Here is a 24,745-nt window from a genome sequence, read left to right on the forward strand (position 1 = left end):
CCACAGCCTACGACTGCCGCACGGTGCGGAATCATGTTCGGCCCTCAGCGGGCCTGGACCTCGATCGGCTCGCCGCCTGGAGGTTCCGGAAACCTCGAAAGCCGGTACCAGGCTCCGAGTGGGCGGAATACCGATGTCGCCACCGCAATGCGCGGATGCCGCGTGCGCCAGGCCCAGGCGCGGTATACCGAGGGCGGCCTGAGGTCCTCGGCATGCCCCGACCAGCCGAACTTGCGCCGCATGACATCGGGATGGCGCACCCAGGAGAAATGCGCCACGGCCTGACCGGGGGCGATCGCCTCATCAACGACGGTTTGGCGCGGATGCCACGGGTCGCTGTTCGCTGGTTGAATGTCGACGCGGTACAGGTCGACGTCGGTCTGCCGAGCAAGCGAAAGACGGGTGCCCGGCCGCACCGCCAGGGGCCCCGGGTACGACGCTGCCCGTTTCCAAAAGCGGCCGGAGCGCTCGAGATAACGACCGGGCGAAACACGTGAATACAGCCACATGGCAGGGAAGTCCATCCCGCCACTGCCCGCTGCATGCGCACGCGCCAAGCAGTCGAAGAAGAGCTGTGGTTCGAGCAGAACCTCGTCGGTGTCGAGCTGCAGGACCCAGTCGGCGTCAGCGGAGGCTATGTCGAGGGCATGTTGGCGCTGAAAAGTATCGTTCTCCAGCGGGTCTCGGTCTACGAATGCAAAATGACCGGGCGCGGCAACGCATTTCCCTTCCACGTCCAGCTCCTCCACGATCCGCAGGCACTGTTCAATCGGAAGGGGTGTGCCCGTCCACGAGAGCGCCGCTCGATCGAAGGAGAGCACGATGCGATCCACGAAGTGATAGTACGAGGTCAGGCTCTCGCGGAGAAAGGACGGGTCGGCGAGCATGACATAGGCGTTGACCCGGAGAGGCGATCGGCGTGACTCGTCCATCACAACGCCGGCGTTCGGCGTGACCGACGCCCGCGAGGGTCAGGGAAGCCGCGCGCCGAGCGGTAGATGTCCTCGTACTGGGCGGCGACACTCTGCATCTGGAATTCGCGTGCGCGCTCGAGGGACCGCTTGCCCAGTCCCTCCCGCAGCCTGCTGTCCTCCAGAAGCCGCACGATCGCATCGCCGACGTCGTCCAGCGACGCAAGGCTTCCGTATCGCCCTTCCTCCGTGACGAACCGGGCGCCGGCATTCGGGGTTGCGACCACCGGCGTTCCTGCCGTCATCGCTTCGGCGTACGGGATGCCGAAGCCTTCGTATGCGGACGGCAGACAGAAGAGCCACGCCTTCCGGTACTCGCGCGCAAGCTGTGCATCGGTAAGTCGACCGAGCGCGACCACACCCTCGGGCAGTACCTCCGGTGCATCCTGCGTCACCATCCGAAGCTGCGCATCCGGCACTCGCGTTCGCACGTTCTGCGCGAAAATGCGAGCCAGATCCGCACCCCGCTTGCGCTGTAGCCATGTTCCGACGAAGAGCACAGTCGGGTCGGTCGACCTGGGCGTCCCGTCCGGCGCGAAACGTGCGGCATCCACCCCGTTCGGTATCACGACGCTTACCCAGGGCGTCCACCGGCGCGTCTGGGGCGACACCAGTACGGTTCGGTCCGCCACCAGACTTGCGAGCACCTCGGTGAACCCGAGCGCGATCATCCTGGCCTTCTCCCTGACCCCTCGGATGTGTAGCGCCTCCTCGAAGCACGATCCGTGGAGGGTGCGCACGTGCATGGGTACGCGCCGTCGCCACATCCAGTAGTCCTCACCGTGAGCGTGCAGCACATCGTAGGAGGACAGGTCCCGTTTGCGCATCTCAAGGCCGAACTTGAAGGTCCGCAAGGACCCGCTAAGCGGCACTCGAATATGGCCGTACACCGCTCCTTCGACGGGCGCGCACGGACTGAAGACGTCGACGGTGTGCCCCCGCCGGACGAGCTCGGACGCAAGCTCGTGCACTTGGTAGCCGACCCCGATCTTGCTTTCGCTCGGGAGGTAGTACGAGATCATCGCGATGCGAAGCGGCCGGGATGCGCGCGCGTCGATCACCGCGAAATGCCCGCTCTCAACGCTTCGAGCCAGCCGTGGCCATCGCGCAGATCCGGCTCAAGGTGGTTTCCCTCCGCCCACTCGTTCCAGGACTTGACCCACAACAGGCGCTCCTGGTGAGGTCTGTCCATCAGCTGCGCGACGGCGGCGCGGACGTTCCTCTCGAACTTGGCGGGTTCGGCGTGCGTGACTGCGAGACCGCGCCTTCCCGCACGGGGGGTGTTGTCCCAGTTCGGGTACACGCAGGGTTGGATACGTCGACCACGCGGATACGTGTCCATAATCGTGTCAGAGTACGGCCAGACCTCCGGCCCGCCCCGCAGCTTGCGCCGTGCCCGCATTCGGAGGGTAGTCCATGGGTTGACCTCTACGGGCAGCCGCATGTACACACTCACGTCGAAGCCGTCAGCATCCGCGCTCGTGTAGCGCGGGCCCTGGCCTAGCAGATCACTTGCCTCCGCCACCAGATAGAGGCCGTCGAGTCCAGCCGCTCGTGCCATCGCCTGCCATCGCTCGACGAATGCGCCGGCATTCGGAAGCTCCTCCGGCCGGAAGACGTAGAACAGGGGCTTGCCATTCACCAGCAGATAGCGATCGTCGCGGAATGCAGGAAGCAGCGAGTCGAAATGCGCTCGATCATCTTCGACGCCGGGGTACGTCTGCAGCTTGAGGACTCGATCAGGGGCTGCGTGCCAGGTTCCCGTCCACGACTGATTCGCCCACGCCAGGGCGAATCCGACATCCGGCTCGCCGGTTGAGAGCACTTCTCGGAACGGGCGCTCGAGGATCCGATCACCACCGCCGAACCAGTAGTGCCAGTAGATGAATCCTTCGACACCGTACCTGCGGGCGAGCTCGCCCTGGCTGTGTCGCGTTTCGGGCACTCGCAGGTCGTAGAAGCCGAGATCCGCCGGCAGCGTCGGTTGAATGTGGCCCCGAAAGAGCGGACGCGCCCGAGCGGCATTGGTCCATTCGCTGAACCCCGGACCCCACCACTCGTCGTTCTCGGGAATGAGGTGGAATTGTGGCAGGTAGAAGGCGAGCGCGCGAACGGCGAAGTCGTCCTCCGCCACGCGGTCGGTCTCGACCGGAGTCGAGTCAGCCACGCTTGACGCGCGTGTCGACCACCGTGTCGGGCGCGGAAACGGCCTGGCCCGTCTGAAGGATGTCGCTGACACGATCAGTCTCCGCGGGCTTTCGGCGCGCGCCGCCTTTCTTGGTGGGTTTCGTGTACTCGCGGCGGTACTCGTAAGAGTAGGCCGACGAGTCGATGCCCTTCATCGGCGCCTTGTTGAGGACCACACCCAGCGCTCGTCCTCCAGCCTTCCCGATCGTGTCGAGCGCCTTTTCAAGCAGATCGTACGTCGTCTTGCCCATGCTGACCACCAGCAGGGCCCCGTCGGCTTGATGGGTGAGGACAGCGCCATCCGTCACGGGAAGGAGGGGCGGCGCATCGATGATTACGGTGGCATGTTTGGCAAGGTCATGAATGAGCGTCCGCATGCGCTCCGATCCGAGCACCTCGCTGGGGTTCGGCGGCGTACTGCCAGCAGCCAGCACGAAAAGGCTCTCAGCGCGGGGGGTCGACTGCAGGACGTCAGCGATCTCCGCTCTGCCGGCGAGGACGTCGCTTAACCCGACGCTGCCAGGCAGGCCCATCGTCGTCGCGACCGTGGAGCGGCGGAGATCGCCGTCCACGAGGACGACCGCTTTTCCATTCGCGGCAAGAGTGATAGCCAGGTTGCAGGCGATGGTCGACTTGCCGTCGCTGGGTACGGGACTCGTGACGACAATGATGCGCGGTGGGTGGTCCACATCCATGAACTGGAGGTTCGTGCGAAGCGTTCGGAGCGCCTCGGCGACGGCGAAACGGGCCTTCGAGTCGCGCAGAGACCCGGCATCCAGGAGCCGACTGTCCGACGGCAGGTCCGTAAGCGGAATGATCCCCACGACCGGCAGCCCGGTCCTCGCCTCTACATCATCGGCACCACGGATACGACGATCCGACGCTGTCCGCATGAGAGCAAATGCGATCCCCACGCCGAGGCCGAGCACGCCCCCGACAATGAGCGCAGTCTGTAAATCGGGGTATACCGGCGTCTGCGGCAGGATGGCCGAGCCCGTGACGAATATCGACACTGGCGCGGAACCGGCTGCTCCGTCTCCTTCGACTTCGTCGATCTGCACGGCGAGGGATTCGAGCCACGACTGCGCGAGTGCAGCCGCGTCCTCCGGCGAACCACCCGAAGCCGTGACGCGGATGATGTTGGTGTTCTCGGGGTTCTCGAAGGCGACTCGCGTCACCACCCGATCCGGCGTCGTTGTCAGCCCCAGGTCTTCGATAACCCGGTCCGCGACAGGCTTCCACGTGGCCATATCGAGGTATGTTGGCACCTTGCCGCGGGCCACCGAGTCGTTGGCCGACTCCATCAAACTCTGGTTGACTTCGTCCGCGATCGCTGCTTCACGGGTCTTCACGAGACCGACGGCGGTCGCCTCGTACGCAGGGGTCTGAACCGCGTACCACCCGTAGGAGACGGCGACGCCGACGATTGTCATCAGCACGACAGCGATCCAGTGTCGCCGAAGTCCGCGGATATAGTCGCGCAACTCCATCGCTCCTCCGAGCTCTCATTCCGATCGCGTGGCGACCGGCCCCAGGCTCAATGGTATGCCACGCGGTCGGGACCGCTCCTTGCGATGGTCCCGACCACGGTCATTTCAGCGCCCGCGATCGAATTCGCGGCGGTCCCGCGCTTCGCATCGAGCGACTGCGCCCCGAGGCAGATGCCGGCCACCACGAACGGAATGGACACCTGAGCGGCGACCCAGAACAGGTCGAACTGGCCTTGGACCAGGCGGCTCAGCACGATCGCGAAGGCGAGCGTGCCGAACCTGGGGTCAACGCGCCAGAGCACGACCAGGATGCCGACGGACATTACGACGAAGCCGGCCAACCCCACGAGCCCGCTCGACGCGGCAACCTCGAGCTCGGCCTGCGGCGGCTGGAAGTTGGCCCACTCGTGCACATACCAGTAGCGCAGCCCGTGGCCGAATACGGGTGACAACTTCCATAGGGCGTACACCTCGCGCGTCCAGTCGATTCGCGTGAAGTACGAGTTGAATTGGTTCTGGGACTGAATCTGGTCGATCACCATCGTCACGATCAACCAGGCGCCCGGGATGGCAGCCAGCAGAACCAGCCCCGAGCGACGTCCTCCTCGCCGGAAGCTGATGACGACGATGGCCACGATGAGGCCGATCAGTGCCTGGCGGGACTGGGTCATGGCCACACCCGCGACGAATGCCCAGAAAAGCGGCATCGCCCAACGAGGCGACCATGCCATCCAATCGGGACGTATGTATACGATCAGCGCGGCGAATGCCAACATGCAGCCGGCGGCGTTCTTCTGTAAGGGGAACGGCCATGTGGGGTAGGCCGCCGTGAAATCACCCTGCGCATACTGGAGGAGGGCTTGGCAATACACCCCCACCCCCAGGACGCCAGCCGCTCCGATTGTGAGCAGAAGAGCCGTCCGAGCCTGGCCCGCCCGTCCGACTGCCCAGCCGACGATGAGCGCACCTGAAATGAGAAGCCAGGCGTGGAACCACTCGATGGTGTTCTGCGCATACGGGTTGACGATAACGGTGAAGAGAGTGGCGAATTGATAGATGAGATTGAACAGAAGAAGGCGGCGGAGCGGAGGGCTATACGGGCGCTCCCCGAGGAGTACTGCCGCTCCGAAAGCCGCCGCCAACGCCACGTCCGACACCGAGAGGATACTGCCGCCGAGTCCGACACGAGAGACCACGAACAGCAACGGCATCATCATGAGAGGAACGGCCATGGAGGCGCTCCTCGTGATGGCTGCCGCCACGACGAGCACCGCGATGGCGAGCGCCGCGACGGTACCGTTGACAGCGCCGGATTCGAGGATGTAGAAGACGACCACGGCCATGCCCGCTGCCAGCAGAATCCAGCGCCAAGCGCCGCTCCACCAATCGCCGGCGCGTTCGCGCAGACGGACGATACCGGGCGATGCCATGGCGGTTCCCTTCAGGACCGTCCAAGTATCGCAGGTGCGCTCACTCGCGGACCAGCAGCCCTCGTGCGCGAAGGTCATCGATGAACGCGGCGACCGGCTCGCGTGCCCCTTCGGGCGAGATTCCGGCTTTGGCCGCGACGTGCTCGTGCACCATCTCGTATTCTTCCTGGAGCGCAGTCACCCAGATCACGGCTGCGGTTCCCTCGAGCACGAAGATCGGCGGATCGGGTAGGACCGCTACGTAGACGGTGCGCTCGACCTCGACCCAGGCAACCTCCGGCCCGGTGGCGAGCCGAGTCACGAGCGGAACCTTCGACGCCACGATCCCCCCCACTCGCGCAGTGCCCGGGATGGTCGAGATATGAATTCTACCGCCACCTCCCCGAACGTCGGTGAGTGACCCAGGCGGATCGCCAAGTGCTCCGTGTTCACCAGCGGCAAGCGTCCCACCAACCGGGCGCGTTCACGCCAGGTTTGGGCGGCTCGCAGCCGTCCCCACCACTCCTCGGATCGGGTCCCGCCCCGAGAGACCGCATGCCAGAGACGATAGGAACGGTGAGTTCGGAAATCCTCGATCCGTCCGATCCCAGCAGCCATGGCAACCTGAGCCCGCAGGTTCTCAGCGAGGCTTTGGATCTCGCCGCGTCTCACTGGGTCAGCAGCGTCCCATGCGGCCTGCACGTCAGAATCGCCCCTCGACGGCGAGCGCGCGGCATTGAGGATGAGGATCAGCGATTGAGCGGAGACGGATGGAACCGCACACTGAACACCAGCGACGCTTGACGCCGAATGCTGCGACCACAGAATCGCGAAAGCGGCCGACCCATCGACCTCAAAACCGGGGAAGGCCCGATGCAAATCCAGGTACCCCCACGTCTCGTGAAGATACGTCTGGGCGTGCCCGAAGGGGGAGCCGTTGAGGTAAGTACTGTAGACGCTCCATCCGCGGCGCCTCAGTGCCCGATCCATGCGAGCGGCTTGCTCGGGTCGCACCATGACGTCGACGTCTGTGCCAGACGCACCAGGGGCAAGTGGGTCTCGGAGAGACTGATCGACGGCGTCGCCCTTGATATGGAGCAGGTCCACGCCTTCTCGGTCTGCTATAACCTGCACAGCCGCCCTCCCCAACAGCAGTCTGACGCCCGGGGGGATGGCGACAGTTTCGGTTTCGCTCATCATTACCTGCTCTCTGCCCTGCTACGTGACATCGACGCCTACTGCAGTGCGCTGGTCAGTCGGGCGAGGTTGTCGAGCACCGTCGAGCGCAGCGGCTGCGTCTCCCACTCCTCGAGCGTGAGCTCCCGGCTGAGCGCGCGGTAGCTCGCTTCGACGTCGCGCATCTCGGCCACGAAGGGCTCCCCGCGAACGAGCATGGAGATCTCCATGTTCAGACCGAAGGAGCGCATGTCCATGTTGCTCGAGCCGATGATCGCCGTCTCGTCATCGATCGTCATCGACTTGCTGTGCAGGATGTAGGGCTTGCGGTACATCCAGATCTTCACGCCGGCCCGCAGGAGGACCTCGTAGTAGCTGCGCTGCGCGTGGTAGACGATCGCCTGGTCACCCTCTTCGGACACGAAGAGCTCGACGTGAAGGCCGCGATGGCACGCGGTCGTGATCGCGTTCAGCAGAGCTTCGTCGGGCACGAAGTACGGGCTCACGATGATGATCTTGCGCTGGGCGTAGTAGATCAGGCCCAGGAACAGCCGCAGGTTGTTCTCGAACTCGAACCCCGGCCCGGACGGGATGATCTGACAGTCCAGGTCGCCCGGCCCCGACTTCACGCTGAACAGGTCGATCTCCTCCGTGAGGACCTCGTCGGTCTCGCTGTACCAGTCCGAGAGGAAGACCGCGTTGATGGAGGCGACCACCGGCCCCTCGAGACGAGCCATCAGATCCACCCAGTGCAGGCCGCGGCGGATGTTCTTCTTGAGGTTGTACGTCGAGTCCGTCACGTTCTGCGAACCCATGTAGGCCACCGTGCCGTCGACGACGAGGAGCTTGCGGTGGTTGCGCAGATCGGGCCGCTGATATTTGCCCTTGAAGGGTTGAACCGGAAGCATCAGGTGCCACTGCGCGCCCATGTCGGTCAGGCGCCGCATGGTCTTCTTGTAGAAGGGCTTGCCACGATTGGCCCAGTGGTCCATGAGCACCCGCACGGTGACGCCGCGGGCGGCGGCCTCCTCGAGAGCGCGGAAGAAGTTGTCCGTGGATTCATCGGTCTGGAGGATGTAGAACTCCACGTGCACGTACCTCGTCGCCTCTCGGATGGCCTCCGCCATCGAATCGAGGCTCTTCTGGTACTCCGAGATCAGGTGCGCGGCGTTGTCGCCGGCGAGTGGCATCGCGCCGAGGTTGCGGTTGAGGGTGACCAGCGAAGTGAACCACTCGGCCGCGTGCGGCCGCAGCGTGCCGAAGTCAAGGTGCGCACTCGTGTCGTGGATGTAGGTGTTGATCTGCTCCTGCTTGCGCCGCCGTTTGCGGGGCAGGCGGGGGTTGCCGATGAGCAGGAACAGCAGCACGCCGATGAAGGGGATGAAGTAGATCGCCAGCAGCCACGCGGTCGCCGCCGTCGGGCGCCGGTTGCGCGGCACGACGATGATCGCTGCGATGCGGATCGCAAGGTCGGTGATGAAGACGAGGATCAGCCACCACGTCGCGTCGAACGTGACAGTGATCAATGGGCCTCCCCGGCGGACTTCTCCCAGCGTAGTGGGAGGGCGAGTCAGCGCTCGGAGGCCGCCGCGGCCGGCGGAAGGCCCTGCTTCGCGCGCTCCTCGGCCTCGATGCGCGCGTAGACGCGGCGTTCGGTGCGGTCCGCGCGCAGGATGCTGCGCAGGATGAAGAAGAACAGCGCGCTGACGACCACCGTCGGCAGCAGTGACCAGAACACCGCGACCCAGTAGTCATCCATACCTCCAGGATACCCGCCGCCACTCCTCCCCAGCCCGCAGCCGACGTCCTTCGATCCACAGGTTCCCGCGTACCCGTCCGCGCCCGGACGCGCACGAAGAGGCTCGTGCCATGACCACGATCGTCAAGGCCGCGAACGCCGCGCAATTCCTGTCCATCGTCCCCAAGATGCTCGGCTACCAGCCGTCTCGGAGTCTGGTGCTCATCCCCTTCTCGGGCTCACGCAGCATCGGCGCCATGCGCTTCGATCTGCCCGCGGGCGGCGATCTCGACGAGATCGACCGCCTCGCGGCGACCTTCATCGGCATGGTGTGCCGGCTCCCCGAAGCCGACGCCGTCGCCGCCGTCGCGTACACGGACGAAGGCTTCGACGGCGCAGGGATGCCGCACCGCGAGCTCATCGACGCGCTCGAGATCCGCGCCGACGCCTGCGGGGTGCGTGTCACCGATGCGCTGTGCGTGGCGGCGGACGCATGGGGTTCGCGTTTCGATCCCTCGTGCCCCGATGGCGGTCGCCCGCTCACGGAGCTGACCGATGAGCCGCAGGGGGCGGAGCACCTCCCCGTCTCGGCGGGGGATCAGTCCGCCGGTGCGGACCTGCCGCGCGTCGACCTCGCTGAGAAGGAGCGCCTCGCCCAGGCCCTGGCCGCACTGCAGCATGCGGTGCAGCTGCTGTGCGGTCCGGACTCGTCCGACGCGACGCGCCGGGTCGCGAAACGCTCCCCCGTCAGCGAAGAGGATGACCGGCAGCACAGTCCGAGCACGCGCCGTATCGACCCGCAGGCCCTCGCCGCGGTGTGCATGCTCGATGACCTGCCGACGCTCTTCGAAGCGGCTCTCGGGTGGGATGCCGGCGCTCTCGCCCCGTTCGACGCGGCAGCCCTCACGTGGTGCCTCGACCGCCCCGCGCTCCGCGACATCGCTCTGGTGCAGTGGTGCGGCGGCATGTCGGCCGGGGATGAGGCGCTGGATGCCCAGCTGCGCTGGGAATCCGGGGAGGAGTACCCGGCGCATCTGGCGATGCAGATGTGGGGGGAGGGCGAGCGGCCGGATCCCGACCGGCTCGAAGCCGCGCTCGCACTCTCCCGACGCATCGCCGCAGCCGCGCCGCGCGCGTCCCGCGCGGGTGCCCTGGCGACGTGCGGCTGGCTGGGCTGGGCACTCGGCCGGTCGACCCACGCGGAGCGCTACGCGCTCCTCGCGTGCGAGATCGAGCCGGAGCACGGACTCGCGGAGATCGTGCGATCCTTCGTGCTGGCCGGGCACCTGCCGGACTGGGCCTTCCGCCGTCCTGGTCAGTGACGGAATGGAGGCGGCGACGAGCTCACTTGACCAGTGGGAAGAGGATCGTCTCGCGGATGCCGAGGCCGGTGATGGCCATCAGCAGACGGTCGATGCCCATCCCGAGCCCGCCCGAGGGCGGCATCCCGTGTTCGAGAGCCCGCAGGAACTCCTCGTCGATCCGCATTGCTTCGAGGTCGCCCCGCGCGGCGAGCTTCGCCTGCTCGGTGAACCGCTCGCGCTGGATGACCGGGTCGACGAGCTCGGAGTAGCCGGTCGCCAGCTCGAAGCCGCGGACGTACAGGTCCCACTTCTCCACGACGCCGGGGATCGAGCGGTGCTCGCGCACCAGGGGGCTGGTATCCAGCGGGAAGTCCATGACGAACGTGGGACGAACGAGGTCTCCCTTGACGAAGTACTCCCAGAGCTCCTCGACGAGCTTGCCGTGCGTGGCCAGCGGCGGCTCGTCGATGTCGGCGAGGGCGGCCAGCGCGCTCAGCTCCTCCACCGAGGTCTCGGGCGAGATGCGCGTCAACGGGGCGGATTCGCTCCACCAGGCCTCGACCGCATCGTTGAGCGAGTCGTACATCGAGATGCGATCCCACTGACCGCCCAGGTCGTACTCGGTGCCGTCAGCCCACGTGACGGTCGTCGAGCCTGCCACGGCGATGGCCGCGTTCTGAACCAGATCCTGCGTCAGGTCGGCGATGCCGTTGTAGTCGGAGTACGCCTCGTAGGACTCGAGCATCGCGAACTCCGGGCTGTGCGTGGAGTCCGCGCCCTCGTTGCGGAAGTTGCGATTGATCTCGTACACCCGGTCGAGGCCTCCCACGACGGCGCGCTTGAGGAAGAGCTCAGGCGCGATGCGCAGATACAGCTCGGTGTCGAACGCGTTGGAGTGCGTCACGAAGGGGCGCGCGGAGGCGCCGCCATGCTGCACCTGCAGCATGGGGGTCTCGACCTCGATGTAGCCCCGATCGGCGAAGGTCTGACGCAAGGACGCATTGACCTTGGCCCGAGCTCGCACCGTCTCGCGCGCCCGATCGCGCACGATCAGGTCGAGGTAGCGGCTGCGCACGCGGCTCTCTTCGGAGAGCTCGCCGTACATGTTGGGCAGCGGAAGGATGGACTTGGCCGCGATCTGCCAGTCCGCCACCATGATGGAGAGCTCACCGCGGCGGCTGGAGATGACCTCGCCCCGCACGAACACGTGGTCTCCGAGGTCGACGAGCTCCTTCCACTGCTGCAGCGACTCGTCGCCCACGCCGGCGAGGGAGACCATCGCCTGGATGCGGCTGCCGTCACCGGCCTGCAGCGTCGCGAAGCACAGCTTGCCGGTGTTGCGGCTGAAGACCACCCGTCCGGCGACCGCGGCTGTCACGCCGGTCTCGGCTCCCGCCTCCAGCTCGTCGTACTCGGCGCGCAGGGCGGGGATGGTGTCGGTGATGGGCAGGGCGACCGGATACGCCCCACCCGCGGCATCCACCCGCTCGGCGATGAGCCGTTCGCGCTTGGCCAGGCGCACGGCCTTCTGCTCGAAGACGTCCTCCTCGGTCGGCTCGGGGGCGTCGGCGGGCGGGGGCGCAGTGCTCATCGTGTGGGCTCCTCAGAAGTCCGCCCAAGTCTACGGCGGCCGAGCAACGACAGCCCGGCGTACGGTACCCAGAGTCGGGACACGACGGCGATGCCCGTCGAGCTCTGGCTCAGCCGTCCTCCAAGTGAGCCGTGAGCGTAGACGCGGGCTTGTACTCGGCGGACATGTTCAAGAGGATGCTGATGAGGTTGAGTGTGAGGAGCCCGACCGCGAGGGCAACCAGCATATTCCCCCAGCGCAACCGGTTGGCGTACGCAAAGAGGACGGCAGCGACGGACCAGGCAGCCGCCGGTTGCAGGACAATCAGGTTTCGCGCTGTCCATACATGGATGACCTGCGCACCGACGAACGCGAGCAACAGCGCAACCCCCAGCATTGTCCCAAGGACGCGTGCGGCGAGCCACGCGAGTGAATCGTCTGCCGTCGGCGAGGCGAGAGTGCCTCTTCTGCGTCGGAGGAGGGTGCTTGAAATGAGCGCCAGGGTCAAGACCGCCAAGATCAGGAGCGCAGCGGGTGACCCCCACACGAAACCCCGTGCAGTATGGTGCAGGCCATCCGCTGCGAAGAGAGTGGTCGCGCCCTCAACCAAGTCTGCCAGGACGGGAGCGGGAATCCACGAGGACCCCCCCGCAAAGCCTGGGGCAATCAGTTTGGCGAGCAGCAGCCAGAGTATCTGCGGCAGCAGGGCGAGCGATGCAAGTGCGGACAAGAGCCCCATTCGACTCCGCCAACGAAGCCCTATCGCTATCGCTGCGCAGAGGACGAGGAGCGCGTTGAAGAGGTGGATCCCAGACCCGATCGCGCCCCACATGACCCAGGAGACCATCACCACGCGTGCCGGGGGATGCACATCGATGCACAATCGCAATGTCATGGCAGTCAACGCGACGGCCACGAGCCAAGCGAGGCTATAGGAGCGCACATCCTGCGAGTAGACGATCGCGAAACCGGAGACGGCCACCGACGCCACCCATATCAAGCGCAAGCCGAGCGGGAAGGGCGACGCGCGAAGCAGCCAATATGCGAGCCACACTCCGGCCACCCCACACACTGCCCCTAGCAGTCGGGTCCACTCGGGTTCGACGCCGCCGATCCTGATCCAGCCCCAGAGGAGGAGCTGAAATGTCGGCGGGTGAATCTCTGTTTTGATCGTATGCAGGCTGTCCGGCAAAGCGAGCGATGCGGCACCCAGCGACCAGGTCTCATCTACCCAGTACGGCTGCAGGCCAAGCCTCCACAGCCTTGATAGGGACGCGACGACGATCAACGCCACCATTGCCGCGATCAGCCAGGGCGGTATCCGCTCCCGCTCCACACTTCTCGAGCGCGACGGTGCTGGAAGCATTCCCCAAAGATACCCTCGGCTTGTCAGATTTCGAGGCCTTCACCCCGTCCTCCCGTCCCGGCGGAGCCCGCCTCGGAGAGGGCCTGATCGACCGTCGAGTGCACGAGCGCCGACAGGTAGCGGCCCGGGAAGGGGATGCCGGCCTGGGCGAGGAGCTCGGTCGACTGGCGCACGATCGAACGCGAGAACTCCGTCGCGGTGGCCAGCGCCTCGGCATAGGCGGGACGGGACTCCTCGTCGACGACCACGGGCTCGCACCCCATCTCGACCGCGAGCGCCTGCGCGATCGGCAGCACCGGAGCGGGTGCCGTGACGGCAGCGTACGCGTGGGAGAGCTGGCGCAGATCCATGGAGCTGCCGGTGAAGGCCAGCGCGGGGTGCACCGCGAGCGGGATGGCTCCCCGCGCGGCGGCGGGCGCCAGGACGCCGGTGCCGTGGGCGGCGTCGGTGTGAAGGACCAGTTGTCCCGGCTGCCAGGCGCCCAGTTCGGCGAGTCCCGCGACGAGTCCGGCGAGCTCTTCGTGCGGCACGGCGATCACGACGAGCTCACTGCGACGGACGACCTCCAGCGCGTCGAGCACGGGCACTCCCGGCAGAATCGCCTCCGCGCGTTCGTCGTCGGATCCGCTCGTGATGCCCACGATCGCGTGGCCGGCGCCTCCGAGCGCCGCACCGATGACCGGACCCACGCGACCGGCCCCGATGATGCCGACGCCGAGGCGACCGTCGCGTTTCACGACGGCTCCGTTCGCGGGTGGACCGGCGCGGGCGCGGCGTAGACGATCGGGGTCTCCTCGACGGGGCCGTCCCCCGCGGAGGTGGGGCCGATCGGCGGCACCTGATCGCCGGATCCCACCTCGTCCCCCTCGCTCACGACATCGCCGTCGGCCCAGCGGTGACTGTGATCGCGCACCGCGGCTCGGATGGCCGACGCCTCCGCACCATCGAACAGGCTGAGCGCGGCATCCCGATCGATCGCGGCCAGGCGTCCCGAAACACGCCCCTGGATCGTGTGCACCCGCAGCCCCGCCACGCGCAGCGCGCGGTCCAGCGGGCCCTGATCGATGCCGATGCTCTGCATGCGGGCGAGTGGGAACACCGACAGGGTGCGCCAGATGACGCCGCGGCGCAACAGGATCACGTCGGGCAGCAGGCGGAAGCCGTTCCGCTTCCAGGACAGCAGCCGCAGCAGCCGCGCGCGGCGCGGCGTGTTGACGAACGGGTCGTCGGCTTGCGGTCCGAGCAGCCCGTGGTCGAAGACGAGCGGCCACTCGCTCTCAGGCAGGTCGGGCAGGAGGAGTCGAAGCACCCGCTCGACATCGGCCCGGGTGCCCACGGGCAGAACCGTGGCGAACTGATCGGTGCTTCCGTCGGCGAGCCCGCGACCCGACAGTCGATTGACGGTGATGCCCCACCAGCCGAACGGCCGCCAGAGCAGCGACTGGTCGATCTCGACGGCATGGACGCGGCCCGGCGGCAGGATCTCGGTGATCGTGGTGAACAGCCCGAACGTGATGCGGATCCCGCTGGGGGTCGGCGCGATCGAGTACCGCAGCGATCGGGTGATGGTGCGCAGCCAGTACGCCGCGAAGCCGATGAGCGCCGGGATCAGCGTGAACAGCACCCACGGTGTCCCCGCGATCGAGCCGACCACGATCGCCACGACGAGGGCCAGCAGCCAGAGGGTCGATGTGCTCAGCAGGCGCGAGGCGATCAGGCGTCCGACCGGGATGTGCACGACGGATTCCGGCTCGTCGACCGGCTCCTCCGCTCCGGCGATGAGCCCCGAGATGCCGGCACTGACCGCGGATGCCGCCGCCGATCGGCGCGAGACAGCCCCGGCACCGGCATCCCGTCGTGTGGCCGCCGCGCGGCTTCCCGAGGCCAGGCGCAGGATGTCCGCGCGCACGGCCTCCGCGTTCGAGGTCGACAGGTATTCGAGCTTGACGTTGGAATCCAGCCCCGCGCCGACCACTTCAAGCTTGGCCATGCCGACGAGGCGCGCGAACATCGGGCGCGTCAGGTTCACGCCCTGCACGCGGTCCAGGGGCGCGCGGCGGTGCGTGCGGAACAGCACCCCGCTGCGCACCTCCACATCGTCTCCGGTGATGCGGAACGTGTGGAAGCGCCACGACAGGTAGAACAGCCCGATCAGGGCGAGCAGGATGCCGAGCACCACGAGCCCGGCCATGAGGTAGAGGTTGTTCGCGATGATGAAATCGATCGGGTCGCCGCGGGTGAAGTCCTCCGAGTCGACATCGATGTCCTCATCCAGCCAGGGGAGGAAGAGGAACACCAGGCGATCGCGAAGATTCGTGATGATCACACCTGCGATGACGACCAGGAACAGCCCCCCGCGCAAGAGCGGCGTCAGCGGATGCAGCCGATGCCACTCTCCGTCGGTCAGCTCGGGAGCGGCGCGCGCCGGCTGGGGCGCAGCGGCCCCCGGCTGCTCGTGCGGGGAGGGAAGTGCGTTCACAGGCCCGTCCGGCGCGATTCGGCGACGTCGACGAGTGTGTCGCGCAGCTGCTCGGCTGCCTGCTGCTTCAGGCCGGGGATGACAACTCCGGTGGACGCGGCGGCCGTGACGAGTTTGAGCTGCGCGATTCCGAACCCGCGATCGAGCGGTCCGTGGGTGATGTCGATGAGCTGCATGCGACCGTAGGGCACGGCCACGACCCGCTGCCAGAGGATCCCGCGGCGGAACACGAGGTCGTCGTCGCGCAGCTGATAGCCGTACGCACGCGCCTGGCGGGGCGTGATGATCATCGTCCACGCGAGGATCGCGAGGAAGATCCCCCCCGGAATCCATGCCCACCACTGGCCCCACAGCAGCGTCAGCAGCAGGACGGCGGCGAGCACGACGAGCGCGAACGCCCCCGTGGAGATCAGCTGCACCCACACGTACTGGCGTGCCAGCTGGTGCCACGTGCCGTCGCCGAGCGGCAGCCGAGCGGCGGAGCGCGGTTCCCGGATCGCGTCGTACGTGTCGAGATCGAGCACGTCGCCGGCAGCGGGCGCCTGCTCACGCACCGAGCTCGGCGTCTCCTCCGGGCTGTTCGTCATCATCGTCCTTCCGGATCGTGCAGAGGTACTCCGCATACAACCCCGCCGCCACCAGCGCCGCCCCGCACACGGCGGTGGCGATGACGGCGCCCAACGAGCCTAGCGACGGCGACACGGGGCGGGTCAGCAGGAACAGCGCGAGTCCCCCCGCGAGACCGGCCACGGCTGCCCCCACGATGCTCGAGGCCTTCGCCAGCATCGCGATCCGCAGGGCCCAGAACGGATTGACCGGGGCGGCGAGGGTGCCTCGGGTGGCCCGGCGGATCGGGAGGGCGAGGGCGACGACGATGGCGCCCAGCAGCACGAGGAAGATCGGCAGCGTGACCGAGGGCGTGAAGGTCGCCCGACCCGCCGCCGTCAGCGCTTGATCGAGCAGGAACCCTGCCGCCACGCCGATGGCGACGGCGACGATCAGGATGCCGGCACCCGTGCGCCTCACGACCGCGCCTGCAACTGCCGCAGCAGGTCATCGACACGCCCCGCACCGGGGATCTCGGCATCCGGATCGAGCGCCAGCCACGGCACCAGCACGAAGTCCCGCTCGGCGGCGCGGGGGTGGGGCAGCGTGAGGAAGGCGTCGTTGCTGACCACGTCGCCGTACGCGATCAGATCCAGATCCAGAGTTCTGTCGCCCCAGCGCTCACGACGCTCGCGGCCATGGCGCGCCTCGATCGCGTGCAGGAACGACAGGAGCACGGACGGGGCCAGTCGTGTCGTGACCAGCGCCACCGCATTCAGGTACGCCGGGGCTTCGGCATCCGGACCCTCCTGGGTGAGCGCAACGGACTCGACTGCGCCGGATGCGCGGACCTCATCGACCAGCGGCAGGCGCTGCAGATCGGCCAGCGCGGCATTCAGGGTCGCCTCTCGGTTCCCCAGGTTGGCACCGAGGGCGACGACGGCGCGGACCGGCGGTCGCGGTTCCCGGGTGGTTTCTGACGAGAATCCCTCGGCGAGGCGACGGCTCATGCGGAAATCTCCTGTTCCGGGGGCGTCGGCCAGGCGTCGGGCCTCGATCGGCGGATCGTGACGGACACGTCCGAGAACTCCCGATCGATGGGCGCATTCGGCTTGTGCACCGTGACAGCCACCATCCTCACTCCGTCGCGTGCCAGCACGGCATCCGCGATGCGCTGGGCGAGCGTCTCGATGAGGTTCACCGGCTCGCCGCCGACGATCGCGGCGACCTGCTCGGCCACCTCGCCGTAGTGAACGGTATCGGCGACGTCATCGCTCTCCGCCGCGGCGGCCGTGCTGACGTAGAGCACCACGTCGACGACGAAGTCCTGCCCGTCGCGCCGCTCGTGGTCGTAGACGCCGTGGCGGCCGAAGACACGCAACCCCCTCAGAGCGATCTCGTCGATGAAGTCCATCGGTCATCCCCCTCCCAGAGGTCGGCGACGCGCAGGGCGTCCCTGGTCGCGATCGCATCGTGCACGCGCACCGCCCAGGCCCCGGAGCGCGCTGCGAGCACACTCGTGACTGCGGTCGCGAGGTCGCGGCGTTCCTCGGTCACCGTGGGGTCCTCGGCGGTTCCGTCGCCGCCGAGAGCCTCGGTCAGGAAGCGCTTGCGGCTCGCGCCGACCAGCACGCGGTGTCCGAGCCCGGCGATGCGTGGCAGCGCCCGCAGCACATCCCAGTTCTGAGCGCCCTTCTTGCCGAAGCCGATGCCGGGATCGACGACGACGCGCGAGGGCGGGATGCCGGCGGCCGCAGCCGCCTCCGCGCGCTCGGTCAGCGCGCGGAGCACCTCCTGCACGACATCCGCGTACTCCGCGCGCGCGTACATGTCCGCCGACGGTCCCCGCCAATGGCCGAGGACGACATCGGCGTTCGTCGACGCCACGGCGGAGAGCATGTCGGCATCGGCGAGACCGCCCGACACGTCGTTCACGATCCGGGCGCCCGCCTCCACGGCGGCGAGCGCGGTGGAGGCGTTCATCGTGTCGATGCTCACGACCGCCCCCGCCTTCGCGAGAGCGCGCACCACCGGCAGCACGCGCTCCTGCTCGACGCCGGCCGCGACGCGCTGCGCCCCGGGGCGCGTGGACTCGCCGCCGACGTCGAGCAGGTTCGCGCCCTCTGATCGCAGCCACAGCCCGTGCGCGATCGCGATGTCGGGGTCGAGGAACCTGCCCCCATCGCTGAAGGAGTCCGGGGTCACGTTGACGATCCCCATGATGAGGGTCGTCATGCGCGGGACGCTCCGAGGAGCGTCATCAACTCCGCCCGTGCTGCCGGTTCGGACAGTTCTCCCCGTGCGGCGATCGTCACGGTGGAGGCTTCGGGCTGCCGGTCACCGCGCATCGTCACGCATTCGTGAGCGGCATCCAGGACGACGAGCACGCCGCGCGCGTCGAGGGATGCCGCGATGGTATCGGCGATCTGCTCTCCCAGCCGCTCCTGGACCTGCGGCCTCGAGGCGAGGATCTCGACCACCTTCGGCAGCGCTCCGAGCCCCACCACCTGCTCCCCCGGAAGGTAGGCGATGTGGGCGCGGCCGCGGAAGGGCAGCAGGTGATGCTCGCACACGGATCGGAAGGCGATGTCGCGCAACATGACCGCGCCCGACGGCAGGGTTTCGGGCGCCGGCCCGCGGGCCACGGAGATCGTGTGCGCCAACGGGGCAGCGGCATCCACCCCCACGCCGGAGAAGAACTCGGCATACGCGTCGGCGACGCGCCCGGGCGTCAGTCGCAGCCCAGGCCGATCGGGGTCCTCCCCGATCGCCGCGAGCAGTTCGTGCACGAGCGCGGCGATGCGCTCACGATCGACGGCCACGGGCCGAGCCTACGCGGTCGCGGGTCGCGCCTGACCGGTGGGACGACGCTTCGGAGCCTTCTCGGGCGCCCCCTGCTCGACTTCGACGGCCGCGGCGATGCCCTCAGGGTGCACGCGGCGCGGCACCTCGACCGGCGGCTGGTACGAGACCGGCCGCTGGTCGCTCGAGAGCCACTGCGGGCGCGGCGGCAGGCGCTTGACGTCCTTGAAGATCTCGGCGAGCTCGATGTGATCGAGCGTCTCCTTCTCGAGCAGCTCGAGCGCGAGCCGGTCCAGCACGTCGCGATTGTCGTTGATCACCTGATAGGCCTCGTTGTGGGCCTGCTCGATGAGCGCCCGCACCTGGTTGTCGATGCGCTCGGCGATCTTCTCGCTGAACTCGCGGCCGTGGCCCATGTCGCGCCCCATGAACACCTCGCCGCTGGCCTGGCCGAGCTTGACCGGCCCCACTTCGTTGGTCATGCCGTACTCGGTGACCATCTTGCGGGCGATCCCGGTCGCCTTCTCGATGTCGTTGCTGGCGCCGGTCGTCGGGTCGTGGAAGACGATCTCCTCGGCGACGCGTCCGCCCATCGCGTAGGTGAGCTGATCCTGCAGCTCGTTGCGGGTGACGGAGTACTTGTCATCGAGCGGCAGCACCATCGTGTAGCCGAGCGCCTTGCCGCGGGGAAGGATGGTGACCTTCGTGACCGGATCGGTGTTGTTCATCGCCGCCGCCGCGAGCGCGTGACCGCCCTCGTGGTACGCGGTGATGAGCTTCTCCTTGTCGCGCATCACGCGGGTGCGACGCTGCGGGCCGGCGATCACTCGGTCGATGGCCTCATCGAGCGCACGGTTGTCGATCAGCTGGGCGTTCGAGCGAGCGGTCAGGAGGGCCGCCTCGTTCAGGACGTTGGCGAGGTCCGCGCCGGTGAAGCCCGGAGTCTTGCGGGCGACGACCTCGAGGTCGACGCCCTCGGCGAGCGGCTTGCCGCGGCCGTGCACCTCGAGGATCTTCTTGCGGCCCTTGAGGTCGGGGGCGTCCACGCCGATCTGACGGTCGAACCGCCCGGGGCGCAGCAGCGCGGGGTCGAGGATGTCGGGACGGTTGGTCGCCGCGATGACGATCACGTTGACCTTCGGGTCGAATCCGTCCATCTCGACGAGCATCTGGTTGAGCGTCTGCTCGCGCTCGTCGTGACCGCCGCCCATGCCGGCACCGCGGTGGCGGCCGACGGCGTCGATCTCGTCGATGAAGATGATCGCAGGGCTGGATTCCTTGGCCTGGTTGAATAGGTCGCGCACGCGGCTCGCGCCGACACCGACGAACATCTCGACGAAGTCCGAGCCTGAGATCGAGTAGAACGGCACTCCGGCCTCGCCGGCGACGGCGCGGGCGAGCAGGGTCTTGCCGGTTCCGGGAGGGCCGTACAGCAGCACGCCCTTCGGGATGCGGGCACCCACGGCCTGGAACTTCGACGGGTCCTTCAGGAAGTCCTTGATCTCCTGCATCTCCTCGATGGCCTCGTCGGCGCCCGCGACGTCGTCGAACGTCACCGTCGGGGATTCCTTGGAGACGAGCTTCGCTCGCGACTTGCCGAACTGCATGACCTTGCTGCCACCGCCCTGGGCGCTGGAGAGCAGGAACCAGAACAGCACGCCGAGGAGGAGCAGCGGAAGCATGAGTGACAGGAAGCCGTCGAACCAGCTCGGGCGCGGCACGGCGTCGTTGAAACCGTCGGCGGGGTCGGCCGTGTTGATCGCATCGACGACTTCGGACGCGCGGGCGGTCACGTAGTAGAACTGCACGTCGGAGGCGCCGTCGTAGGGCTTGGAGAGCTTCATGTCGACGCGCTGGTCGCCGTCGGTGTTGAGCACCTCGGTGACCGTTCCGCCGCTGAGCAGCTTCAGACCCTCCTGAGTCGAGATCTGCTTCGCTCCGCCGAGACTGGAGATGAGCGAGAACCCGACGATCAGGAAGATCCCGATCAGCAGCACGTAGAAGAGCGGATTGCGGGTGATCTTCTTGAAGTCCATGGTGCGGGCGGCGCCCGTTCCCTTTCGTCGACGATCCGCTGGCGGCATCAAGGTGCCGCAGCAGCAGTGGATTCAGGGTATCCCGGCTTTTCTATGCCTTGACTGCGTATTCGCCGAAGGCGTACGCCGTCAGGCGTACGCCGAGGCGAATCGGTTGTCGAGTAGCGAGCGTCAGCGAGCGTATCGAGGCACGCCCTCGGCGTACGCCGTCAGGCGTACACGTGCGGCGCGAGAACGGCGACGTCGCGCAGGTTGCGGTACTTCTCGGCGTAGTCCAGGCCGTAGCCGACGACGAATTCGCTCGGGATGTCGAAGCCGACGTAACGGCATTCGACGTGCACCTTCGCGGCGTCGGGCTTGCGCAGCAGCGCGAACACCTCGACGGATGCCGCACCGCGAGAGGCGAAGTTCTTCAGCAGCCAGCTCAGCGTCAAGCCGGAATCGATGATGTCCTCGACGATCAGGACGTCCTTGCCGTGCAGATCGGTGTCCAGATCCTTGCGGATCTGCACGACGCCGCTGGACTGCGTGCCCGCTCCATAGGACGACACGGCCATCCAGTCGATGGGCACGAGCATCGGCAGTGCGCGCGAGAAGTCCGCCATCACCATGATCGCGCCCTTGAGAACACCCACCAGCAGCAGGTCCTTGCCCGCGTAGTCCTCGGCCACCTGCGCCGCGATCTCCTCGAGCTTCCCGAGGATCTGCTCCTCGGTCACCAGGACCTTCGTTATCTCGCTCTGGACATCGGCGGCGCGCATGGGGAGAGTTTAGGTCAGCGGGCGACCAGGCCCACGACGACGAAGGAGTTGGCTGTGGCCGGCATCGACGACATCCTCAAGACACTGCCGATCGACGACATCGCAAAGCAACTCGGTGTGCCACCGGCCGAAGCACGCCGTGCCGTTCAGGAGGGCGGCGCCACGATCCTCGCCGGCCTGCAGCGGAATGCGCAGACTCCGGACGGGGCGGCGGCGCTCGAGAAGGCGCTCGGAAAGCACGGCGGTGAGGTGGCCGGCGGCCGGGTCGACCTGAACGCTCTGGACACCGCCGACGGCGAGAAGATCCTCGGTCATGTCTTCGGCGGCAAGGAGAGGGCCGTCGCTCAGAAGCTGACCGACGAGCCGCAGACCGCCGGGATCGACTTCGGCAAGCTGCTGCCGATCCTCGCGCCCATCGTCATGGGCCTGATCGCGAACAGCCGCAAGGGCAAAGTCCCCACAGGGCAGCAGGAGAGCGGCGGCGGCCTCGGCGATCTCATCGGCGGCCTGCTCGGCGGCGGCTCGACGTCCGGCGGCGCGTCCGCCGGCGGCATCGACATCGGTGGCCTGCTCGGCGGACTGCTGGGCGGCAAGAAGTAGATCCGGCTCAGGATGCCGTGAACTCGACGCGTCCACCGACGCGTCGAGCGCGGCATCCGGGCAGGTCGATCGGTCCCTGACCCGACCACTCCGTCACGAGCCGGGCGACTTCGAGGGTCTGCGATCGGGTGAGGCTCGCGCCGAACTCCGCCGCCACGACGTGACGGATGATCCGGTGGCGAAGCGCCGCCGGATTGGCCGCGAGTGCGGCCGCCGACACCGAGATGCCGGCCTCGGCGTGCTCGACGATGTCTTCGATGGTCTCGTCGATCATCTCGTCGAACGCGTCAGCGTCCTCGCGCAGCTGCGCCGCGGTGCGGGCGAGCGCTTCGGCCACCCCGGGTCCGAGTTCGGCCTCGAGCACCGGCAGCACGGTGACCCGCGCGCGCACCCGCGCAAAACGCGGATCGACGTTGTGCGGGTCCTCCCACGGATCCAGGCCGGCGGCCGCGCAGGCTGCCCGAGTCGTCGCGCGTCGCACCTCCAGCAGCGGCCGCAGCAGTGCGACACCCGAGGCGAGTTCTGAAACGGCGGCCATGCCCTTCAGACTCGCGGCGCCGGAGCCGCGAGCGAGCCCCAGCAGCACCGTTTCGGCCTGGTCATCGAGGGTGTGCCCGACGAGCACCGCGCTCGCGCCGAGGCCGCTCGCCGCAGTGTCGAGTGCTGCGTATCGCGCGTCGCGGGCAGCCGCCTCCGGCCCGCCGTCCGCGCCGACCTGCGCGCTGACCACCCGGGTCTCGAGCCCGAGTTCACGCGCCTGGTCGGCGGCGGTGGCGGCCGCCCGCGCCGAGCCCGGCTGCAGACCGTGGTCGACCGTCACGGCGACGGCGCGCACGCCGAGCCTGCCGGCCTCGAACGCCGTGGCAGCCGCGAGCGCGAGCGAGTCCGCGCCGCCGGAGAGCGCGACGATGACCGTTCCGCCCGCAGGGACCGTTCCGAGCGCCTGACGCACGGCCCGTCGCACCTCGGCGACAGCCGGATCGAGCCCGGGGCGGTGTTCCACGACCCCACGGTATCCGGCTCACCGCGCCTCGCACGTGCCGAATTCAGGCTCACTGTGCGCGGCGGCCCCGACACGCCGGGATTCCGCGGCCGCCGCCGGCGTCCAGCCTGAGTTCGGCAGGTCGAAACGCCGCGAGTAGGCTGGTGCGCGGCATCCACCCCCTCACCAAGGAGCACACGCATGGCCTCACACGACGCCGTCATCGAGATCCCCCGCGGCAGCCGCGTGAAGTACGAAGTCGACCACGGAACCGGTCGCGTGTTCCTGGACCGCGTGCTGTTCACCCCGATGGGCTACCCCGCGGATTACGGCTTCTTCGAGAACACCCTGGGCGAGGACGGCGACCCGCTCGACGTGCTCGTGCTCCTGGATGTCACGCTGTTCCCGGGTGTGATGGTCAACGTCCGCCCGGTGGGTGTGCTGAAGATGAAGGACGAAGCGGGCGGCGACGACAAGCTCGTCGCGGTGCTCACGAAGGACCCGCGCTGGAGCCACATCCAGGACCTCGAAGACATCCCGGAGTACACGCGCAAGGAGATCGAGCACTTCTTCGAGCACTACAAGGACCTGGAGCCCAACAAGTGGGTCAAGGTCGATCAGTGGGGCGGCAAGGACGAGGCCGATCGCCTGCTCGCCGAGTCGATCGTGCGCTTCGCCGATCACGAGGGCCAGACCAAGACGCAGGGTGAGGGCGAAGCGCCCAAGACCGTCTGACCGGTTCCGCGTGACAGGCGGATGCCGCGCCCCGGCGCGTCGTCCGCCTTCTGCGTCGGCGACTGAGGCTAGAGCCAGACGCCCCGGTCGGCCATGAACGGCTGCGGGTCGACCGTGCGGCCGTACACGTAGACCTCGAAGTGCAGGTGGCAGCCGAACGAGTTGCCGGTCTGGCCGGTCGCCGCGATGAGCTGGCCCGCGTTCACCCACTGTCCGTAGCCGACATAGAAGCCGCCGTAGGAGATGTGCGCATAGCCGGTGGCGATGCCGCCGCCGTGGTCGATCTTGATGTAGTTGCCGTACCCGCCGTTGTACCCGGCGTAGACGACGGTTCCGGACTGCGCCGCGTAGATGCCCGACCAGCACGCCTGACCGAGGTCGGTGCCCTCGTGGTAGCCGCTCGAGCAGTAGCCGTTGCCGCACTGCACGTAGCGCGGGCCGTAACCGGAGGTCACGCCGCCTGATCCAGGACGCGCCCAGCCGGTGCCGCTGACGGCGCCGCCCGAGCCACCTCCGCCACCGCCCCCGCCGCCACCGCCGCGTGGCCCCCCCCCACGATCGGCTCCCCCGAGGCCTGCCAGGCGCTCACGAGC

26 protein-coding genes are annotated in these 24,745 nt (G+C 67.8%); 4 read left to right on the forward strand and 22 right to left on the reverse strand.

Going from position 1 to position 24,745, the window contains the following annotated elements; all coding sequences use genetic code 11:
- Positions 1–44: 44 nt before the first annotated feature.
- Genes RWQ91_RS13600 through RWQ91_RS13625 form a run of 6 tightly spaced genes read right to left on the reverse strand, consistent with a single transcriptional unit; the run spans position 45 to position 6,379 of the window.
- Positions 45–932: a hypothetical protein gene (locus RWQ91_RS13600; protein ID WP_314506974.1), complete on the reverse strand. Its 888-nt coding sequence runs from the start codon at positions 930–932 to the stop codon at positions 45–47.
- A complete protein-coding gene (locus tag RWQ91_RS13605; RefSeq protein ID WP_314506977.1) occupies positions 932–2,032 on the reverse strand; it encodes a glycosyltransferase family 4 protein in 1,101 nt (366 codons plus the stop codon). The genes RWQ91_RS13600 and RWQ91_RS13605 overlap by 1 nt, the downstream gene beginning before the upstream one ends.
- A complete protein-coding gene (locus RWQ91_RS13610) occupies positions 2,029–3,138 on the reverse strand; it encodes a glycoside hydrolase family 99-like domain-containing protein (protein WP_314506980.1) in 1,110 nt (369 codons plus the stop codon). Before RWQ91_RS13610 ends, RWQ91_RS13605 begins: the two co-directional genes overlap by 4 nt.
- Positions 3,131–4,648, reverse strand: a complete 1,518-nt coding sequence (locus tag RWQ91_RS13615) for a polysaccharide biosynthesis tyrosine autokinase (RefSeq protein WP_314506982.1) — start codon at positions 4,646–4,648, stop codon at positions 3,131–3,133. The genes RWQ91_RS13610 and RWQ91_RS13615 overlap by 8 nt, the downstream gene beginning before the upstream one ends.
- A 47-nt stretch (positions 4,649–4,695) precedes the next feature.
- Positions 4,696–6,078 carry an O-antigen ligase family protein gene (locus RWQ91_RS13620; protein ID WP_314506983.1) on the reverse strand — a complete coding sequence of 461 codons (1,383 nt, stop codon included), beginning with the start codon at positions 6,076–6,078 and terminating at the stop codon, positions 4,696–4,698.
- 40 nt (positions 6,079–6,118) lie between these two features.
- Positions 6,119–6,379, reverse strand: coding sequence for a PqqD family protein (locus tag RWQ91_RS13625; protein ID WP_314506985.1), 261 nt, complete (start codon positions 6,377–6,379; stop codon positions 6,119–6,121).
- Positions 6,380–6,633: 254 nt separating this feature from the next.
- Here RWQ91_RS13625 and RWQ91_RS13630 point away from each other — a divergent pair, with 254 nt between their 5' ends.
- Complete coding sequence (locus RWQ91_RS13630; protein WP_314506988.1) at positions 6,634–6,861, forward strand: hypothetical protein; 228 nt, start codon at positions 6,634–6,636, stop codon at positions 6,859–6,861.
- Positions 6,862–7,292: 431 nt separating this feature from the next.
- Here the strand turns inward: RWQ91_RS13630 and cls are convergent, their stop codons facing one another.
- Entirely contained in the window at positions 7,293–8,759 is a 1,467-nt protein-coding gene (gene cls, locus RWQ91_RS13635; protein WP_314506990.1) for a cardiolipin synthase, read from the reverse strand.
- Positions 8,760–8,803: 44 nt separating this feature from the next.
- On the reverse strand, positions 8,804–8,992 hold the full coding sequence (locus tag RWQ91_RS13640; RefSeq protein WP_314506991.1) for a hypothetical protein: 189 nt from the start codon (positions 8,990–8,992) through the stop codon (positions 8,804–8,806).
- Between the two features lie 110 nt (positions 8,993–9,102).
- Between RWQ91_RS13640 and RWQ91_RS13645 the strand changes: the two genes are divergently transcribed.
- Positions 9,103–10,293, forward strand: coding sequence for a DUF4192 family protein (locus RWQ91_RS13645; protein ID WP_314506993.1), 1,191 nt, complete (start codon positions 9,103–9,105; stop codon positions 10,291–10,293).
- Between the two features lie 22 nt (positions 10,294–10,315).
- Here RWQ91_RS13645 and lysS read toward each other — a convergent pair whose 3' ends face one another.
- The 12 genes from lysS to hpt all read right to left on the reverse strand — a co-directional run bounded on the left by lysS (position 10,316) and on the right by hpt (position 21,835).
- Positions 10,316–11,866 carry a lysine--tRNA ligase gene (lysS, locus tag RWQ91_RS13650; RefSeq protein WP_314506994.1) on the reverse strand — a complete coding sequence of 517 codons (1,551 nt, stop codon included), beginning with the start codon at positions 11,864–11,866 and terminating at the stop codon, positions 10,316–10,318.
- A 109-nt stretch (positions 11,867–11,975) separates the two neighbouring features.
- Positions 11,976–13,142: a hypothetical protein gene (locus tag RWQ91_RS13655; RefSeq protein ID WP_314506995.1), complete on the reverse strand. Its 1,167-nt coding sequence runs from the start codon at positions 13,140–13,142 to the stop codon at positions 11,976–11,978.
- Between the two features lie 92 nt (positions 13,143–13,234).
- Positions 13,235–13,948 carry a Rossmann-like and DUF2520 domain-containing protein gene (locus tag RWQ91_RS13660; protein ID WP_314506997.1) on the reverse strand — a complete coding sequence of 238 codons (714 nt, stop codon included), beginning with the start codon at positions 13,946–13,948 and terminating at the stop codon, positions 13,235–13,237.
- Positions 13,945–15,690, reverse strand: a complete 1,746-nt coding sequence (locus tag RWQ91_RS13665; RefSeq protein ID WP_314506999.1) for a PH domain-containing protein — start codon at positions 15,688–15,690, stop codon at positions 13,945–13,947. The genes RWQ91_RS13660 and RWQ91_RS13665 overlap by 4 nt, the downstream gene beginning before the upstream one ends.
- A complete protein-coding gene (locus RWQ91_RS13670) occupies positions 15,687–16,277 on the reverse strand; it encodes a PH domain-containing protein (RefSeq protein ID WP_314507000.1) in 591 nt (196 codons plus the stop codon). Before RWQ91_RS13670 ends, RWQ91_RS13665 begins: the two co-directional genes overlap by 4 nt.
- Positions 16,237–16,716 (reverse strand): DUF3180 domain-containing protein, encoded by a 480-nt coding sequence (locus RWQ91_RS13675; protein WP_314507002.1) that lies wholly within the window; start codon positions 16,714–16,716, stop codon positions 16,237–16,239. The genes RWQ91_RS13670 and RWQ91_RS13675 overlap by 41 nt, the downstream gene beginning before the upstream one ends.
- Positions 16,713–17,246, reverse strand: a complete 534-nt coding sequence (gene folK / locus RWQ91_RS13680; protein WP_314507005.1) for a 2-amino-4-hydroxy-6-hydroxymethyldihydropteridine diphosphokinase — start codon at positions 17,244–17,246, stop codon at positions 16,713–16,715. Before folK ends, RWQ91_RS13675 begins: the two co-directional genes overlap by 4 nt.
- Positions 17,243–17,650, reverse strand: coding sequence for a dihydroneopterin aldolase (gene folB, locus RWQ91_RS13685; RefSeq protein ID WP_314507008.1), 408 nt, complete (start codon positions 17,648–17,650; stop codon positions 17,243–17,245). Before folB ends, folK begins: the two co-directional genes overlap by 4 nt.
- On the reverse strand, positions 17,623–18,471 hold the full coding sequence (folP, locus tag RWQ91_RS13690) for a dihydropteroate synthase (protein WP_314507009.1): 849 nt from the start codon (positions 18,469–18,471) through the stop codon (positions 17,623–17,625). The genes folB and folP overlap by 28 nt, the downstream gene beginning before the upstream one ends.
- On the reverse strand, positions 18,468–19,058 hold the full coding sequence (gene folE / locus RWQ91_RS13695; protein WP_314507012.1) for a GTP cyclohydrolase I: 591 nt from the start codon (positions 19,056–19,058) through the stop codon (positions 18,468–18,470). Before folE ends, folP begins: the two co-directional genes overlap by 4 nt.
- A gap of 9 nt (positions 19,059–19,067) precedes the next feature.
- Complete coding sequence (gene ftsH / locus RWQ91_RS13700) at positions 19,068–21,074, reverse strand: ATP-dependent zinc metalloprotease FtsH (protein ID WP_314507015.1); 2,007 nt, start codon at positions 21,072–21,074, stop codon at positions 19,068–19,070.
- Positions 21,075–21,283: 209 nt separating this feature from the next.
- Positions 21,284–21,835 (reverse strand): hypoxanthine phosphoribosyltransferase, encoded by a 552-nt coding sequence (gene hpt, locus RWQ91_RS13705; protein ID WP_314507016.1) that lies wholly within the window; start codon positions 21,833–21,835, stop codon positions 21,284–21,286.
- Positions 21,836–21,889: 54 nt separating this feature from the next.
- Here hpt and RWQ91_RS13710 point away from each other — a divergent pair, with 54 nt between their 5' ends.
- Complete coding sequence (locus tag RWQ91_RS13710; RefSeq protein ID WP_314507017.1) at positions 21,890–22,435, forward strand: DUF937 domain-containing protein; 546 nt, start codon at positions 21,890–21,892, stop codon at positions 22,433–22,435.
- 7 nt (positions 22,436–22,442) lie between these two features.
- On the opposite strand, the gene tilS is transcribed toward RWQ91_RS13710, so the two are convergent.
- Positions 22,443–23,438 (reverse strand): tRNA lysidine(34) synthetase TilS, encoded by a 996-nt coding sequence (tilS, locus tag RWQ91_RS13715; RefSeq protein ID WP_314507019.1) that lies wholly within the window; start codon positions 23,436–23,438, stop codon positions 22,443–22,445.
- Between the two features lie 180 nt (positions 23,439–23,618).
- Between tilS and ppa the strand changes: the two genes are divergently transcribed.
- Complete coding sequence (ppa, locus tag RWQ91_RS13720) at positions 23,619–24,152, forward strand: inorganic diphosphatase (protein ID WP_314507020.1); 534 nt, start codon at positions 23,619–23,621, stop codon at positions 24,150–24,152.
- A gap of 68 nt (positions 24,153–24,220) precedes the next feature.
- On the opposite strand, the gene RWQ91_RS13725 is transcribed toward ppa, so the two are convergent.
- Complete coding sequence (locus RWQ91_RS13725; RefSeq protein ID WP_314507023.1) at positions 24,221–24,607, reverse strand: M23 family metallopeptidase; 387 nt, start codon at positions 24,605–24,607, stop codon at positions 24,221–24,223.
- Between the last annotated feature and the right edge of the window lie 138 nt (positions 24,608–24,745).

This window comes from uncultured Microbacterium sp. (assembly GCF_963524805.1).
Taxonomy (GTDB): domain Bacteria; phylum Actinomycetota; class Actinomycetes; order Actinomycetales; family Microbacteriaceae; genus Microbacterium.